Origin of the sequence: Erythrobacter sp. HKB08 (genome assembly GCF_004114695.1) — a bacterium.
GTDB lineage: Bacteria > Pseudomonadota > Alphaproteobacteria > Sphingomonadales > Sphingomonadaceae > Parerythrobacter_A.
Genome location: NZ_CP035310.1, coordinates 395,978 through 410,621, shown reverse-complemented (window position 1 = coordinate 410,621; position 14,644 = coordinate 395,978). Strand labels below are relative to the sequence as shown.

At 66.0% G+C, this 14,644-nt stretch carries 15 protein-coding genes and 1 tRNA gene; 10 read left to right on the top strand and 6 right to left on the bottom strand.

Annotated features, from left to right (window positions below; translation table 11 throughout):
* Positions 1 to 19: 19 nt before the first annotated feature.
* From EO245_RS01960 to dxs, 6 genes are all read left to right on the top strand, one after another.
* On the top strand, positions 20 to 484 hold the full coding sequence (locus EO245_RS01960) for a Fur family transcriptional regulator (protein WP_128893419.1): 465 nt from the start codon (positions 20 to 22) through the stop codon (positions 482 to 484).
* Complete coding sequence (locus EO245_RS01955; RefSeq protein ID WP_164931241.1) at positions 475 to 2,514, top strand: adenylate/guanylate cyclase domain-containing protein; 2,040 nt, start codon at positions 475 to 477, stop codon at positions 2,512 to 2,514. Before EO245_RS01960 ends, EO245_RS01955 begins: the two co-directional genes overlap by 10 nt.
* Positions 2,495 to 3,169, top strand: coding sequence for a hypothetical protein (locus EO245_RS01950; RefSeq protein ID WP_128891350.1), 675 nt, complete (start codon positions 2,495 to 2,497; stop codon positions 3,167 to 3,169). Before EO245_RS01955 ends, EO245_RS01950 begins: the two co-directional genes overlap by 20 nt.
* A gap of 90 nt (positions 3,170 to 3,259) precedes the next feature.
* Positions 3,260 to 3,664, top strand: a complete 405-nt coding sequence (locus tag EO245_RS13450) for a hypothetical protein (protein ID WP_199798669.1) — start codon at positions 3,260 to 3,262, stop codon at positions 3,662 to 3,664.
* Positions 3,661 to 4,599, top strand: a complete 939-nt coding sequence (locus tag EO245_RS01940; RefSeq protein ID WP_128891349.1) for a hypothetical protein — start codon at positions 3,661 to 3,663, stop codon at positions 4,597 to 4,599. Before EO245_RS13450 ends, EO245_RS01940 begins: the two co-directional genes overlap by 4 nt.
* Before the next feature lie 74 nt (positions 4,600 to 4,673).
* Positions 4,674 to 6,596: a 1-deoxy-D-xylulose-5-phosphate synthase gene (gene dxs / locus EO245_RS01935; RefSeq protein ID WP_128891348.1), complete on the top strand. Its 1,923-nt coding sequence runs from the start codon at positions 4,674 to 4,676 to the stop codon at positions 6,594 to 6,596.
* 15 nt (positions 6,597 to 6,611) lie between these two features.
* Here the strand turns inward: dxs and EO245_RS01930 are convergent, their stop codons facing one another.
* A complete protein-coding gene (locus EO245_RS01930) occupies positions 6,612 to 6,806 on the bottom strand; it encodes a hypothetical protein (RefSeq protein ID WP_128891347.1) in 195 nt (64 codons plus the stop codon).
* 242 nt (positions 6,807 to 7,048) lie between these two features.
* Here EO245_RS01930 and EO245_RS01925 point away from each other — a divergent pair, with 242 nt between their 5' ends.
* A complete protein-coding gene (locus EO245_RS01925) occupies positions 7,049 to 7,846 on the top strand; it encodes a crotonase/enoyl-CoA hydratase family protein (protein ID WP_128891346.1) in 798 nt (265 codons plus the stop codon).
* A gap of 10 nt (positions 7,847 to 7,856) precedes the next feature.
* Here EO245_RS01925 and EO245_RS01920 read toward each other — a convergent pair whose 3' ends face one another.
* The 5 genes from EO245_RS01920 to EO245_RS01900 form a co-directional block, all read right to left on the bottom strand.
* Positions 7,857 to 8,540, bottom strand: coding sequence for an NnrU family protein (locus EO245_RS01920; RefSeq protein ID WP_128891345.1), 684 nt, complete (start codon positions 8,538 to 8,540; stop codon positions 7,857 to 7,859).
* Between the two features lie 76 nt (positions 8,541 to 8,616).
* Positions 8,617 to 9,117: an FKBP-type peptidyl-prolyl cis-trans isomerase gene (locus tag EO245_RS01915; protein ID WP_234026930.1), complete on the bottom strand. Its 501-nt coding sequence runs from the start codon at positions 9,115 to 9,117 to the stop codon at positions 8,617 to 8,619.
* Complete coding sequence (locus EO245_RS01910; protein ID WP_128891344.1) at positions 9,114 to 10,409, bottom strand: amidohydrolase family protein; 1,296 nt, start codon at positions 10,407 to 10,409, stop codon at positions 9,114 to 9,116. Before EO245_RS01910 ends, EO245_RS01915 begins: the two co-directional genes overlap by 4 nt.
* Positions 10,406 to 11,785 carry an amidohydrolase gene (locus EO245_RS01905; protein WP_199798668.1) on the bottom strand — a complete coding sequence of 460 codons (1,380 nt, stop codon included), beginning with the start codon at positions 11,783 to 11,785 and terminating at the stop codon, positions 10,406 to 10,408. Before EO245_RS01905 ends, EO245_RS01910 begins: the two co-directional genes overlap by 4 nt.
* Positions 11,786 to 11,810: 25 nt before the next feature.
* Positions 11,811 to 13,442 (bottom strand): peptide MFS transporter, encoded by a 1,632-nt coding sequence (locus tag EO245_RS01900; protein ID WP_128891342.1) that lies wholly within the window; start codon positions 13,440 to 13,442, stop codon positions 11,811 to 11,813.
* Positions 13,443 to 13,639: 197 nt separating this feature from the next.
* Between EO245_RS01900 and EO245_RS01895 the strand changes: the two genes are divergently transcribed.
* The 3 genes from EO245_RS01895 to EO245_RS01885 all read left to right on the top strand — a co-directional run bounded on the left by EO245_RS01895 (position 13,640) and on the right by EO245_RS01885 (position 14,591).
* Entirely contained in the window at positions 13,640 to 13,981 is a 342-nt protein-coding gene (locus EO245_RS01895; RefSeq protein WP_128891341.1) for a GntR family transcriptional regulator, read from the top strand.
* A gap of 166 nt (positions 13,982 to 14,147) precedes the next feature.
* On the top strand, positions 14,148 to 14,426 hold the full coding sequence (locus EO245_RS01890) for an integration host factor subunit beta (protein WP_128891340.1): 279 nt from the start codon (positions 14,148 to 14,150) through the stop codon (positions 14,424 to 14,426).
* Positions 14,427 to 14,506: 80 nt separating this feature from the next.
* Positions 14,507 to 14,591: transfer RNA gene (locus EO245_RS01885), tRNA-Leu, on the top strand.
* The last annotated feature ends 53 nt before the right edge of the window (positions 14,592 to 14,644 follow it).

Genomic DNA, 14,644 nt, shown 5'->3' with positions numbered 1-14,644 from the left:
GGCTCGCTATATCCGGCGCATGGGCGGTCACGATCACAAGCACCACGAACATTCGGGCGACAACCTCGTCGATGCCGCGCGCGCGGCGCTGACCGGGGCGGGCGAGCAGTGGACCGGCCTTCGCGCCGATGTCTTCACCGAGCTTGCCCGGCACGACAAGCCGGCCTCGGCCTATGATATCGCCGACAACCTGTCGCGGTCTCGCGGCAAGCGCGTTGCGCCCAACAGCGTCTATCGTATCCTCGATCTGTTCGTGACGAACAATCTCGCGCTGCGGGTCGAGAGCGCGAATGCCTATCTCGCCAACAGCCATCCGGGCTGCCTGCACGACTGCATCTTCCTCGTATGCGACAAATGCGGCGAGGCGACCCATGTCGACCAGGACGAGATCGCCCGATCGGTCCGCAGCGTCGCGCAGGATTGCAGCTTCAAGGCCGAGCGGCCGATCATCGAAGTCAGGGGTCTCTGCGCCGCGTGCAGCTAGGCGAGGCCATCGGGCTCGGCGAGGGGGAAAGCCGGGCCGGGAAGCGCAAGGGGCTTATCGCCGCCTGCCTGATCCTGCTCGCGAGCCTCGTTCCGCCGCTCGTTTCGCCCGGCCTCCCGCCGCTCTCCAGTGTCGAGCGGCTTGCGCACGATATCTACGCCTACCTGCTCGCACCGACGTCCAGCCAGCGCGATCCGGATATCGCCCTGCTGCTCTACGACGATGCGACTGCGCGGGTTTCGCAAAAGACCAGCCCGATCGACCGGCAGGTGCTCGCCAATGCGATCCGCGCGGCGGACGAGGGCGGGGCGAAGATGATCGGGATCGATTTCTTCTTCGCCCAGCCGACCGACGACGAAGACGTGCTGACAGAGGCGCTGGCAAGCAGCAAGACGCCCATCGTCATGCTCTACGCCGATCCCAAGCGCGACGGCGGAGGGTTCTGGAGCCCTTCGATCGCGAGTGAATCCGCCGCGCACCAGGATCTCATCTGGCGCAAGATCGCGGGCGGCGACGTGACGCGCAGCTCGCCGATGATCGGGACCGACGAGGCGAATGTCGCACGCCGCTGGCCCCGGCGTGACGGGGCAGTGGAAGACGCGGTAGCGCAGATCCCGCTTTCGGCCGCAGTTGCAGGGATGGAGGAAGAGGGCTTCGCCTACGAGGGCTCGATAAGCTTCACGCGCTATGTGCCCGATGCCGAAGCCGGTTCGCCTCCGGGCAGCGAGGCGGCGGGGGTCTTTCCCGATTTCTCCATGTCGGCCTTCCAATCGCCGGAAGCAGCCGCGCGGATGGGGCCGCTCTTCCGAGACAAATACGTGCTGATCGGGCTCGGCATCTTCAACGCCGACCGCTTCGCGACCCCGATCACGCGCATCGCGGGCGAGGACGAGATTCCCGGTGTCGCCGTGCACGCGCACATGCTGCGACAGGCGCTGGACGGCGATTTCCCCGCTCCATTGCCGTGGTGGCTGGCCCTGTTCGTCGCCCTCCTGCTCGCGCTCGCCGGTGCGGTGACGGGAACGCGCGACCGTTCCTCGACGCTGTTCGCTCTTGCGACGGTCGGACTGCTCGCACTCTGGGCGAGCCTCGCGCCTCTTCTACGCTGGGCCGGTTTCGACCTCTTGAGCATCCCGGTCTTCGGCTGGCTCCTGACGCTCGGCATTGCGCTCGGCGGGTTCAGCTACCTTGCCGGGGCGCGCACGTCGCGCGAACGGCGCTTCGCTCGCGGCGCGCTCGGCAAGTACCTGCCGGCGACGGTCGCGCAGGAAATCCTCGCCGATCCCGAGAAGCTGGAACTCAAGGGCGAGGAGCGCGAGCTCTTCATGCTCTTCACCGATCTCGAAGGCTTCACCCGGATCAGCCACAACCAGCAGCCGCAAACGACCGCGGAAATCCTCAACCGCTACCTCGACGAGATGAGCGAGGTGATCCTGCGACACGAGGGCACGATCGACAAATTCGTCGGCGATGCGATCGTCGCCTTCTGGGGCGCGCCGATCGGCAAGCCCGAGGACGCGAAGAATGCCGTCGCCTGCGCGCTTGCGCTGCATGAGAAGGCGGAGGCTTTTCGTGCCGAAGTGGCAAAGCAGGGCGAGCAGCTCGGCCGCACGCGCATTGGCCTGCATTGCGGCAAGGTGATCGTCGGCAATTTCGGTGGTCGCCAGCGCATCCAGTACACCGCGCTCGGCGATGCGATGAATACTGCCGCGCGGCTCGAAGGCGCGAACAAGTATCTCGGTTCGCACATCCTGGTGAGCGAGAGCGTGCGCAAGGCCGCGTCGCATTTCGCCTATATGCCGCTCGGCAGCATCGTCATGTCGGGTGTCGATACGCCGATCCCGGTCTACCAGCCCGTGGGGACAGAGCAGCGCGACAGGGCCGAGGCAGTGGCGGCAGCGCTTGCGGAAGGCCTGGCCGGGCGGGAGAAACTGGCCGCCCTGTCGGCGAAGGATCCGGCAATCGCGTCACTGGTCGAGCGGTGGGAAACAGTCGGCAAGGGGGAGGCCTATGTCTTGGGTTCGAAATAGCGCGATTGCGCTCGCGCCTTGTGCGCTCGCTGCCTGCGCTACGCCGGTCGTTACCCAGCCCGATGCCGATGGAATGGTCGGTGCGCCGATTTCCTCGGTCAAACCGCTCGATGATGTGCAGGTAGCGATCCTCGATGCTTCGCGCGGCGCGCGCGATCGTTACCCGGCGGGCGAGAGCTTTCCGGTTTCGCAACTGTTCTGCCTGGAGGAGGACGAATTCCTCGTCGTTGCGGCGCAGGAAGTCGAGCGAACGCTCACCGGGCCGACCTGCCAATATGTCGATGTGTTGAGCGAGGAGGAGATCGAGCGTCGCAATGCTCGGATAGTGGGAGGCTCGATGAGCGCCGAAGAAGCTGCCGCGCGTGCGAGGGAGCGTGAAGAGGCCCGTCGCTCCCAGCGAAGGGTTGAACGCCGTCCGCCACCTCCGCCCAAGCAGATGTTCGTCCTGCGCGGATCGCCGGCCGCGCTGGCATGGTATCCGCTCGGCACGCGCGTGCGGGTCGACGGGCGAGTGTGCCTTCCGCCCTTCTCCGGCTCGGTCACTTTCCAGCGCGAGGACGGCGGTCTCGTCACCGTCGAAGGCGGCACTTGCCGGGCGAAACAGGAGGATGTTCGCATCGACGGGCAAGGACCGGGAGGCGGCGACGGCCCGTAGCGCGTGCGAGTAAGCCGTTGAGCAGCCACGCGGGTTTGTGGCATGATGCGACCGGGTCGCCGCACGAAATGAATTCAAGGGGGTGCGGTTTTGGCAAGCGAAAGAAGCAGGCAGGCAGTCAGGAACATCGCCTTCGTCTTCGTGGCGGTCGCGAGCCTTGCCGGCTGCCAGTCCGCATATGATGCGCCGATGGCCGAAGCTGCTGCCCCGCCACCGCCACCTCCGCCGCCTCCGCCGCCTCCGCCACCGCGTGCAGCCCCGGCTCCGATGCCCGAGATGTTCGTCATTCGCGGTTCGGACAATGCGCTCGTCTGGTACCCGATGGGGCGCGTGGTCCCGGTCAATGCCCGCATCTGCCTGCCGGCAGGGGCGCGCTTCCTCACTTTCCAGCGCTCGGACGGGGGGACGGTCACTTACGGCGGGGGCGGCTGCAACAAGGTCATCGAGGAGCCGCGCCGCAATGGCGAGGAAGCCGGCGCGGGGAGCGGTCCGTGACGACCTGGCGTGCTCTCGCCCTGGCCGGCCTGCCCGGCATGCTCGCTTTCGCAGCACCTGCTTCGGCGCAGGACGAGGAGGTGCCTGAAACCGACGTACCCGAAGCCGAGGCCGCCGAACCGGTCGAGCTCACCGACGAGGAACTCGCCGCCCTGCCACCCAGCGGGCCGAGCCTCGTCGCGATCGACGGTTCGCCCTGGGGCAAGAGCCTCTATCCAAGGGGCTTCACCCTGCCCGAAACCGCGATAGTCTGCCTCGAGGATGCGGGCGATTTCGTCGTCTTCGGACGCAAGCGCGAGAGCGCCGACGAAAAGCCCGAAGCGCTGCTGTTTTCGGGCGAGGGCTGCATGGCTGCCCCACCACGCGGGGGCGAAGAGCCGGCCGAGGAACCCGAAGAGGAAACCCTTCCGCCGATACCCGAAGCAATCGCCTTCGATCCCGACGAGCTGATTATCGCCGCGTCGACCGGACCCGATGCGCCGCGCTTCCCTGCCGGGACGAAAATCGTCGCCGCGACCAGGATCTGCCTTGAAGAGGGCAGCCGCGTGTCGCTCTTTACCGGAGCGATCGTCCGAACGATCGAGGGCGCGGAGTGCCAGATCGCCGGCATCCGGGGTGTCTCGACGCGCAGCGCTTTCGCCAACCTCACCAGCAAGAACCGCCGCGTGCGAACAGGCTCGGTCCGTAGCGCATCAACATCCCCGCGCGAGACCTACATGATCGTCATTCGCGGATCGGAGGTGGCGCGCCGGTTCTACCCGCTGGGCAGCCGCGTGCGGACCGGAGGGCGCATCTGCCTGCCGCCGTCCAGCGGCTTCCTCACTTTCCAGCGCGAAGAGGGCGGAACGCTCACCTATGGCGAGGACGGCTGCAACCGCGCAATCGCCGAGCCTGCCGCTTCCGACCAGTCGGCGGGCGCGGGCAGCGGTCCGTGACGCTTCTTGCCTAATTCGCAAGAGCTTCCAGCCGGAATCGACAAGCGTGAAGGGTGAGGCTAGAGCCTGAATCCATGTCCCAGCCCCCCAAGACTCCTCTTCTTGATACCGTCGAATATCCGGCGGATCTCCGCAAGCTGGATAAGAGCCAGCTTCGCCAGTTCGCCGACGAGCTTCGCGCCGAAATGATCGATGCGGTCAGCACGTCCGGCGGCCACCTCGGATCCGGCCTCGGCGTGGTCGAGCTGACCACTGCGATCCACTATGTGTTCAACACGCCCGACGACAAGCTGATCTGGGACGTGGGCCACCAGTGCTACCCGCACAAGATCATCACCGGGCGGCGCGACCGCATCCGTACGTTGCGCCAGGGCGGCGGCCTGTCCGGCTTCACCAAGCGCGCGGAAAGCGAATACGACCCGTTCGGCGCGGCGCATTCCTCGACCTCGATTTCGGCGGCGCTCGGCTTTGCCATCGCCAACAAGCTCAACGACCAGCCGGGCCGCGGCATTGCGGTGATCGGCGACGGCGCGATGAGCGCCGGCATGGCCTATGAGGCGATGAACAACGCCGAACAGGCGGGCAATCGCCTGATCGTCATCCTCAACGACAACGACATGTCGATCGCCCCGCCGGTCGGCGGCCTGTCGGCCTATCTCGCGCGCACCGTGTCATCGAGCGAATATCTCGGCCTGCGCAACCTCGCCTCGAAGGTCACCTCCAAGCTTTCGCGCCGCGTGCACAAGGCAGTCGGCAAGGCGGAGGAATATACCCGCGGCATGGCGATGGGCGGCACGCTGTTCGAGGAGCTCGGCTTCTACTACGTCGGCCCGATCGACGGGCACAATCTCGACCACCTGATCCCGGTGCTCGAGAACGTCCGCGACAGCGAGCAGGGTCCGGTCCTGATCCATGTCGTGACCGTCAAGGGCAAGGGCTACGAGCCCGCCGAACAGAGCGCCGACAAGTATCACGGCGTTGCCAAGTTCGACGTCATCACTGGCGAGCAGAAGAAGTCCAAGGGCGGCCCGCCGAACTACCAGAACGTGTTCGGCGACACGCTCGCCAAGCTGGCCGAAACCGACAAGCGCATCTGCGCCATCACCGCCGCCATGCCAAGCGGTACGGGCGTCGACCGCTTCGCCAAGGCGCATCCCGAACGCAGCTTCGACGTCGGCATTGCCGAACAGCATGGCGTCACCTTCGCCGCCGGTCTTGCCGCGCAGGGCATGCGCCCCTTCGCGGCGATCTATTCGACCTTCCTCCAGCGCGCCTACGACCAGGTAGTGCACGATGTCGCGATCCAGAACCTGCCCGTTCGCTTCGCGATCGACCGCGCAGGCCTCGTCGGGGCAGACGGCTGCACCCACGCCGGCGCGTTCGACATCACCTATCTCGCGACGCTGCCCAACATGGTCGTGATGGCCGCCGCCGACGAGGCGGAACTGGCGCACATGACCTACACCGCCGCCGAATATGACGACGGGCCCATCGCCTTCCGCTATCCGCGCGGCGCGGGCACTGGGGTCGAAATCCCGGAGAAGCTCGAGAAGCTCGAGATCGGCAAGGGCCGCATCGTGCGCGAAGGGAGCAAGGTCGCGATCCTCTCGCTCGGCGCGCGGCTGGAAGAGGCCAAGAAGGCCGCCGACCAGCTCGAAGCGAAGGGCCTCTCGACCACGGTTGCCGACATGCGCTTCGCCAAGCCGCTCGACACCGCGTTGATCGAGAAGCTCATGCGCAGCCACGAAGTCGTCGTGACGGTCGAGGAAGGCGCCATCGGCGGCCTCGGCGCCCATGTGCTGACTTTCGCGAGCGACGAGGGCCTGACCGATGCCGGTCTCAAGATCCGCACCATGCGCCTGCCCGACATCTTCCAGGACCAGGATTCGCCGGAAAAGCAGTATGACGAGGCCGGGCTGAACGCCCCGCAGATCGTCGACACGGTGCTGAAGGCGCTGCGCCACAACAGCACCGGCGTGGAAGAAGCGCGGGCCTAACCGCCCAGGCTTCGCTCAGTCCTCCGCCTCGGCTTCGGCCTTGGCGTAGGCGAGCAGGTGCAGCTCGCGCTTGGCGACCCAATAGGCATAGACGAGGCCTGCGACGAGCAGCACGCCGCTGCCGTTCGAGGCGAATGGCATCTGGTACATTGCGGCAACGATGATCAGAGCGATCGTTACGAATGTGAGGCCAATACTGAGTTTCGACATCGTGGTTCCACCACCCGATCGTTTTGCGAGCCCGGCCTCGAATTAGCCGCTGCCGGGTCATCAATCCCTTTCGCAGGACTGTTAATTTCGTCCTATCGGGCGGCGGTGCTGGGCCGGAAGAACGGCAGGAAACCGCCGGTTTGCTCGTCTCGGACCGCGGTTAACCGGCTTGAAGCTATCGGCAGGGGTGACGCGGGGAAGAGCGGCTGGCACAAGCGCAGGCGAAAGGAAACCTCACGCCCATGTCGCTTCTCACGATCGAAAAATCCGGCCACGTCACCACGCTGACGCTCAATCGTCCCGAGAGCATGAACCCGCTCGGTGCAGCCGGAGACGGCGATGCCTTTGTCGAGGCATGCGACGCAATCAATTCAGACATGGACGTGCGCTGCGTGATCCTGACCGGTGCGGGTCGCGCCTTCTCTGCGGGCGGCGACATCAAGGCGATGAAGGAGAGGACCGGCAATTTCGGCGGCACGGCTCCTGCCATCGCCGACGGATACCGCAACAACATCCACCGCATCCTGCGGGCGCTCTACGGCCTGCGCGTACCGCTGATTGCGGCGGTCAACGGGCCTGCGATCGGTCTTGGCTGCGACCTCGCCTGCCTTGCCGACATGCGTATCGCGAGCGGACGCGCGAAGTTCGGCGTTACCTTCCTAAAGCTCGGCATCATTCCGGGCGATGGCGGCACCTGGATCCTGCCGCGCATCATCGGCGAGGCGCGCGCTTCGGAGTTGTTCTACACTGGGGACGTGATCGACCCGGCAACGGCGCTCGACTGGGGCCTCGTCAGCCGGGTGGTCGAACCCGAAGCGCTGATGGACGAGGCTAATGCCCTCGCGGCGAAGGTTGCGAAGATGCCGCCCCACGCACTGCGCCAGGCGAAGAACCTGCTGCGCCAGGGCCGGCACACGAGCTACGACACCGCGCTCGAGATGGCAGCCAATGCCCAGGCGCTGATGCATGTGACGGACGACCACATGGAAGGCGTCGACGCGCTGCTCGAAAAACGCGCGCCGGTCTTCAAGGGCGAGTAGCTATCGGCGGCTAGAGCCAGCGCCAGATGCCCGCTTCCCAGCCGCCGAGCGGGATATGCGCCCAGCTGATCCCGAGCCACAGCGCGATGCCGCCGACCAGCGGGAAGATGCCGACCGTGGGCAGGCTCGCCCAGCGCGGCCAGTAGCTCGTCCGGCTCTCCCATTCCTGCCAGGCCTCGCCCATCAGCGCTTCCTTCTTGCGGTCCTGCAGCCGCGCGCCGACCAGCGCGAGGACCAGGATCGCACCCGCGACGACGAGGGTGCGGGCGGTCGGCGCTGCGACGATGTGGCTGATCGCCCACAGGCCGAAGCCCCACATCATCGGATGACGCGTTACCTTGAAGACGCCCGCCGGTTCGGCGCGCGCCGCTTTCTCCGCGCCCGGTGCGGGCAGGGCGGGATTGCCGACGAGCGAGCCGGCGAAGAGGATCATCGCGACGAGCGTCAGGAGGCTCGCGATTGCCCAGCTGACATCGTCGAAGCCCGGCCAGAGCGGCGGAGCGCCTGCTCCGACGGCTTTGAAGGCGAAATACATCCACGCCATGCAGGCCGCGCTGACGAGCGAATAGACGCCCATGAAGCCGCCTTCGCCGAGCACGCGGACCATCCCTGCGCGCAAGGGATGCGACATGGCGAAATGCGAACCGACGAAAGCGATGCTCGCGGCAATGAGCGAAATGAGTGCGTCCGACATGCGAAACTCCCCCGACCCGACCCGTCGGATAGGAGTGTTCCGCAAGCGAAGGAGGCTGGCAAGCCCCCTCGCGGTGTCAGCTGCCCTCGATACCGATCAGTTCGACCTTGAAGATCAGCGTCGCGCCGCCCGGGATCGGGCCCTTGCCCTGCGTCCCGTAGCCGAGGCTGGCGGGCACCGCGATTTCGATCGTGTCGCCGACCGACATCTCCGGGATCGCCATCTGCCAAGCCTTGATGAGTCGCCCGAGTGGGAAGGTCGCCGGCGCGCCGCGCTCGTAGGAGCTGTCGAAGCCCGATCCGTCGACGAAGGTCCCGGCGTAATGCACCGTGACCGTGTCGGCGACCGTCGGGCTGGGCCCGGTGCCGTCGCCGGCAATGCGCCGCCACAGAAGGCCGTCTTCGAGGCCGTACCATTCGTCGCTCGCCGCGCGCTCTGCCAGTGCGGCCTGCTGCGCATTGTGCCAGGCGAGATCCTGCGAGCGGTCGACCGGCGCGTCCTGCGCTGCCAGCGGCGCGCTCGCGGCAAATGCCGCTGCGGCTGCCAGCAGCGCGCGCTTCGCGGGAAGGCGGCTCACCAGTCGTAGGCCTTGGGCAGGTCGCTCTCGTCGAGATCGCGGTAACGGTCGCGCAGGCGCGTCTGGTGGTTGACCAGCGGCTGCTCGATGCCGTCGATGAACACGCGAACCGGGGCAGAGGTCACCTCGAGCGGATCGCCGTCCCACATCACGACATCGCCGGTCGCGCCGGGCGAAAGCGTACCGAACGAGCCATCGAAACCGGCGATCTGGGCCGGGACCGAGGTGATCGCGGCGAAAGCCTCGCCCCAGGTCAGCCCGCTTGCGCGCGGTACGTTCTGCAGCGCGACGAGGTTGCCCGCGAACTGCGCCGCATTGCGCGGCTGGCTGCCGGTTCCGCCGTCGAGCGTGCCGATCGCGACCTTCACGCCTGCATCGACCATTCGTCCGACATTGCTCTGCGTCGCGGCAAGCTGTTCGAAGCTGACCGGCAGGTCGTCGAGCGGATCGGTGATCACCGGCACGCCCGCTGCTGCGATTTCGTTCGCGACGAGCCAGCCTTCCGCTGCGCCCACAAGCACGAGGTCGAGCCTGGGATAGGTCGCAGTGAGGCCGAGCACCTGGCGAATGTCGGATGCGCGGTCGACCACGACGTAGAGCGCCTGCTTGCCCGAAAGGACATCGACCAGCGCTTCTGCATCCTGCCGGTTGAGGCGCGAATCTTCCGCATCGCGCTGTCCGGCAGCGACTTCGCGGGCATCGCGCAGGGCAGCGGCCAGTTCGACGAAGCTCGCCGTGCGGCTGCCGCCTGCAATGCGGGCACCATATTCGCCGAGTGCGACCATCTGGAAGGCGCGCGGCTTGCTGACCATGTTCGCATCCGCGCCGAGGTCGACCACCGCGCCCTGTCCGCCGAAGATCGACTCCGACGGGCGGGAATAGACGGTTGCCCGCGTCACGCCGCTCGCGCGGCTGACGGCGACATGCTGCGAGGCCGGGTTGAGAGCCGGAACGACGTCGAGCGCGGCGCCGAAATCGGAATCGCCGGCCGCCTGGTCGTTGCTCTGGCTCACCGCGCCGACGTCCCACAGGCCGAGGGTGGTGGCAGAAGCGACGATGCCCGGCGTGACCCAGCGGCCCGAACCGTCGATCGTCTCGACCCCGGCCGGGACGGTGACGCCGGTGCCGGCAGCGACGACCTTGCCGCCGCGGACGAGCACCGTTGCGTTCTCGATCGGCTCGCTGCCGTCGCCGGTGGCAACGGTCGCATTGATGATGGCGAAGTCCTGCGCGGCGGCAGGCGCGGCGAAGGCGAGCGCGGCTGCCGCGCCGAGAAGCGTCTTGCGGATCATTTCACGTCTCCTTCACCGGGCTGGCCGAGCTCGAAATCGCTCACCGGGCGACGTTTCGGATCGTTCGCGTCGTACATCAGCGCGCCATCGACCCAGACTTTCTCGGGGCGCGAATAGACGCTCAGCGGATCGCCGTTCCACAGGACGACGTCGGCCATCTTGCCTGCCTCGAGGCTGCCGGTCATGCCGTCGATACCCATCGCCTTGGCGGCGTTGAGCGTGATCCAGCCGATCACCTCCGCGTCGGGAATGTCGAGCCCCATCCGCTTGCCTGCAGCCTGTGCCTTGGCAGCTTCCTGGTTGAGGCGCTGGATGCCGTTCTCGTCGTCCGAGTGGATGACGACGCAGGCACCGGCCTGCCACAGCAGCGCGCCGTTTTCGGGAATGCCGTCGTAGCTTTCCATCTTGAAGCCGTACCAGTCGGCCCAGATCGCGCTGCACACGTCGTTTTCGCGCAGCAGGTCGCCGATCTTGTAGCTCTCGACCGCGTGGTGGAAGGCGCTGACCTTGTAGCCCATCTCCTTCGCCATATCCATGACGAGGGCCATCTCGTCGGCGCGGTAGCAGTGGTTGTGGACGAGGATGTCGCCGTCCAGCACGCCGGCCATCGTTTCCTTGGCGAGATCGCGCTTCTTGCGGTCGCCTTCGGCATAGGCCTTGGCGTCGAGCCAGGTCTGCCGGTTGACCGCGAAATTGCCCATGCGGGTCGAGGGCATGCGCCCGCGGCTGCCGTAGACGCGCTTGGGGTTCTCGCCGCAGGCCATCTTCATGCCGTAGGGCGCGCCGGGGAACTTCATGCCCTGCACGGTGCGCGCAGGGACGTTCTTGAGCGTGACCGAGCGGCCGCCGACGAGGTTGGCCGAACCGGGCAGGATCTGCAGCGAGGTGATGCCGCCATTGGCGAGCGCACGGCTGAAGCCCGGGTCCTGCGGCCACACCGAATGTTCCGCCCAGACGTCCGGCGTGGTTGGGCTGGTCGCCTCGTTGCCGTCGGAATGCGCATCGACCGAGGGGGTCGGATAGTCGCCGAGGTGGCTATGGATGTCGATGATGCCCGGGGTGACGAACTTCCCCGTCCCGTCGAGCACGGTGTAGCCGTCGGTCGAAAGGTTCGCGCCGACTTCCACGACCTTGCCGTCGCGGAAGAGCACCGTGCCGTTCTCGATCACCCCGCCCGCACCGTCGTAGATCGTCGCACCGACCAGCGCGGTCGGTACGCCCGGATAGGCCGAGTAGGTCGAGGCGTAGGGAGTACCGGCCGCTTCGCTGGAAGCTGTGGTCGTTTCGGCGGAGGAGCCGGTGGCCCCTCCGGTCGTCGCACATGCGGAAAGCGCGAGCGCGCCTCCCAGCAGGGTGATGGCACGCAAGCGCTTCACGCTAGTCTCCTCAATCGGTTTGCTTTCAGTTCTTGGTCGCCGGGTGGATGCCGGCTTCCTGGGCCTCGAGACCGGCTTCAGCCTGACCCGCAAGAGCATCGTCGATATTGTCGTCCTGCAACGTGTCGAGGTGCATCCACCGCTTCACGAGCCCCGAGATCAGGATGACGACAACGCCGACGCCCATCGCGACCAGGCCGATCTGCCAGTAGATGTCGAGCGTGCCCTGGCGGGTCATCTCGCCGTCTTCACCGCCGGTGGCCGCGCCGATCATGCCGGCGACGTAGTTACCGCCGGCGGTCGCGAAGAACCATGCGCCCATGATGAGGCTGGCAAGGTGACGCGGCGCGAGGCGGTTCATGGCCGAAAGTCCGACCGGGGAGAGGCAAAGCTCGCCGGTGGTGTGGAACAGGTAGATGCCGAAAAGGAAGATCACCGGGATCTTCGCATCGACGCCCACTGCTTCCGCACCCCAGACGAGTACGAGGAAGCCGAAACCGAGCTGGACGAGGCCGAGGCCGAACTTGGCCGGGGTCGAGGGTTCGAGCCCCTTGCGACCGAGCCAGGTCCACAGCATCGCGAACAGCGGTGCCAGCAGGATGATGTAGATCGGGTTGATCGACTGGAAGATCGGCGCAGGAACGCCGCCGAGGTCGATGTAGCGATCGGTGAACAGGTTGAGCGAGCCGCCCGCCTGTTCGAACAGGCCCCAGAACAGCGGCTGCAATGCGATCAGGAACAGGATGGCGAACATGCGCTCGCGCGGTTCCTTGTCGAGCTTGAAGGCTTCGAACAGCACGTAGGCAAGCAGCGCCGCGCCGCAGAGCAGCATGAGGCCGCCGACAACCGACTGGTACTGGATCAGGACCCACATGATGGCGACGCCGACGAGGCCGATGCCGTACATGACCATTTCGGTATTCTTGGCCAGCGGCTTGGGCGGTTCGCCGCGGCCGAGCAGCAGCGGCTTGCCGAAGACGAAAACGATGAGGCCAAGCAGCATGCCGATGCCGGCTGCGCCGAAGCCGTATGCCCAGCCAAGCGTAATGCCGAGATAGCCAGCGATGATCGTGCCGATCGCGGCGCCGACGTTAATCCCCATGTAGAAGATCGTGTAGGCACCGTCGCGGCGCACGTCGGTACGCGGATAGAGCTGGCCGACGATCACCGAGATGTTGGCTTTCAGGAAGCCCGAACCCACGATGATGAAGCTGAGAGCCAGCCAGAAGATGTTGATCGTCGGATCGTTCTGTCCGCCGGTTCCCTCGAACGCCATCAGGAAGTGGCCGAAGGTCAGCAGCAGAGCGCCGAAAAGCACCGCCTTGCGCTGGCCGAGATAGCGGTCGGCAAGCCAGCCGCCGAGAACCGGGGTGATGTAGACGAGGCTGACATAGGCGCCGTAAACGATGTTCGAGGCGCTGTCGTTGAACAGCCAGTGCTGCGTCAGGTAGAAAATCAGCAGCGCGCGCATGCCGTAGTAGGAGAAGCGCTCCCACATTTCGGCGAAGAACAGGATGTACAGACCCTTGGGATGGCCCCCGACTTCTTCGGTCTTGCGCGTGACGGCGAATGCGCCTGCCACGAGGAAGAGAACCAGGACGACGGACGCGATCGCTGCGATCCAGTCCCCCTCGTTCCAAAGCGCCATGTCTTTCATGAATTAGATCCCCGATGATTTGGCCAGGCCCTCTAGCCGGGGCCCTGAAAGCGCGCACCCTAGCGACGTTTTGCTCCATGTGAAGGATTTGTTGCGATTGAAACCGGTCTTTTCGCATTCGCGGGAACCTTGACGCGCCCCGCTGTATTATGGCACTGAAGCACCTGCGAGAGGACTAGCATTATGAGCACGCGCGCATGACCCAACAGAGCCGACCCGTTTATCTCAAGCTGAGGGACCGGATTGCTGCGGCAATCATCGAGGGCGAATATGCCGAGGGCGAGATGCTCCCCTCGGTCCGTGCATTCGCGGCCGAGCAGGGTGCTAACCCGCTTACGGTGGCAAAGGCTTACCAGCAATTCCAGTCCGACGGACTGGTCGAGGTCCAGCGCGGTGTCGGCATGTATGTCGTGCGCGGGGCGGCCGAGCGCCTGCGCAAGGCCGAGCGGCGCCAGTTCATCGAAGAGGAATGGCCCGAAATCCGTGCCCGGATGGACCGGCTCGGCATCCAGCCGGCGGATCTCCTCGCCGACGCCTGACCGGCTTTCCCGCCAAATTATTGCGATTCTAGGCGCTTGCGATTGCGTAAAGCGCGGCGCTCTGGCACATTGCGTGCGGGGTCGTGATCATAGCCACGGGAAAACGGGGCACATTTATTGGGGTGGCGCCAATCCAGCGCAGCGGCACATCCCGGCGGAGAGGCAGATGATCAGATCGGAACTCCTTCAGGCCCTTGCCAAGGACAATCCGGATTTGCGCGCGGAGGAAGTCGAGCAGGTAGTCGACATTTTCTTCGATGAAATCACGCGCAGACTGGCAGAAGGCGGACGGGTGGAATTACGCGGTTTCGGCGCATTTTCCACGCGCGAGCGCGAGGCGAGGCAAGGCCGCAACCCGCGAACCGGCGAGACGGTGGACGTCCCGGCCAAGCGGGTCCCCTATTTCAAGCCGGGCAAGGAGATGCGCGAGCGGCTCAACAAGTAGGCTCGCGCCCGCACTCCACAGCAGGTTTCACTTGTTTCGCTTGACCCGCGCCGCGTGATCGGCTGCGAAGCAGCGCGCTGGCGGGTGTGGCGGAATGGTAGACGCCGGGGACTTAAAATCCCCTGATCCTTGATCGTGTGGGTTCGAGTCCCACCACCCGCACCAGCCCCCGGAAATGGGCCCGCACGGCCTCTCCCCGTAGAATTCCCTAACGCGCC

What these genes read in the sequence shown, in the direction of transcription:
- EO245_RS01960 (WP_128893419.1), top strand. Translation starts at nt 20, where the DNA reads ATGGGCGGTCACGATCACAAGCACCACGAACATTCGGGCGACAACCTC.
- EO245_RS01950 (WP_128891350.1), top strand. Translation starts at nt 2,495, where the DNA reads ATGTCTTGGGTTCGAAATAGCGCGATTGCGCTCGCGCCTTGTGCGCTC.
- dxs (WP_128891348.1), top strand. Translation starts at nt 4,674, where the DNA reads ATGTCCCAGCCCCCCAAGACTCCTCTTCTTGATACCGTCGAATATCCG.
- EO245_RS01930 (WP_128891347.1), bottom strand. Translation starts at nt 6,806, where the DNA reads ATGTCGAAACTCAGTATTGGCCTCACATTCGTAACGATCGCTCTGATC.
- EO245_RS01925 (WP_128891346.1), top strand. Translation starts at nt 7,049, where the DNA reads ATGTCGCTTCTCACGATCGAAAAATCCGGCCACGTCACCACGCTGACG.
- EO245_RS01920 (WP_128891345.1), bottom strand. Translation starts at nt 8,540, where the DNA reads ATGTCGGACGCACTCATTTCGCTCATTGCCGCGAGCATCGCTTTCGTC.
- EO245_RS01910 (WP_128891344.1), bottom strand. Translation starts at nt 10,409, where the DNA reads ATGATCCGCAAGACGCTTCTCGGCGCGGCAGCCGCGCTCGCCTTCGCC.
- EO245_RS01900 (WP_128891342.1), bottom strand. Translation starts at nt 13,442, where the DNA reads ATGAAAGACATGGCGCTTTGGAACGAGGGGGACTGGATCGCAGCGATC.
- EO245_RS01895 (WP_128891341.1), top strand. Translation starts at nt 13,640, where the DNA reads ATGACCCAACAGAGCCGACCCGTTTATCTCAAGCTGAGGGACCGGATT.
- EO245_RS01890 (WP_128891340.1), top strand. Translation starts at nt 14,148, where the DNA reads ATGATCAGATCGGAACTCCTTCAGGCCCTTGCCAAGGACAATCCGGAT.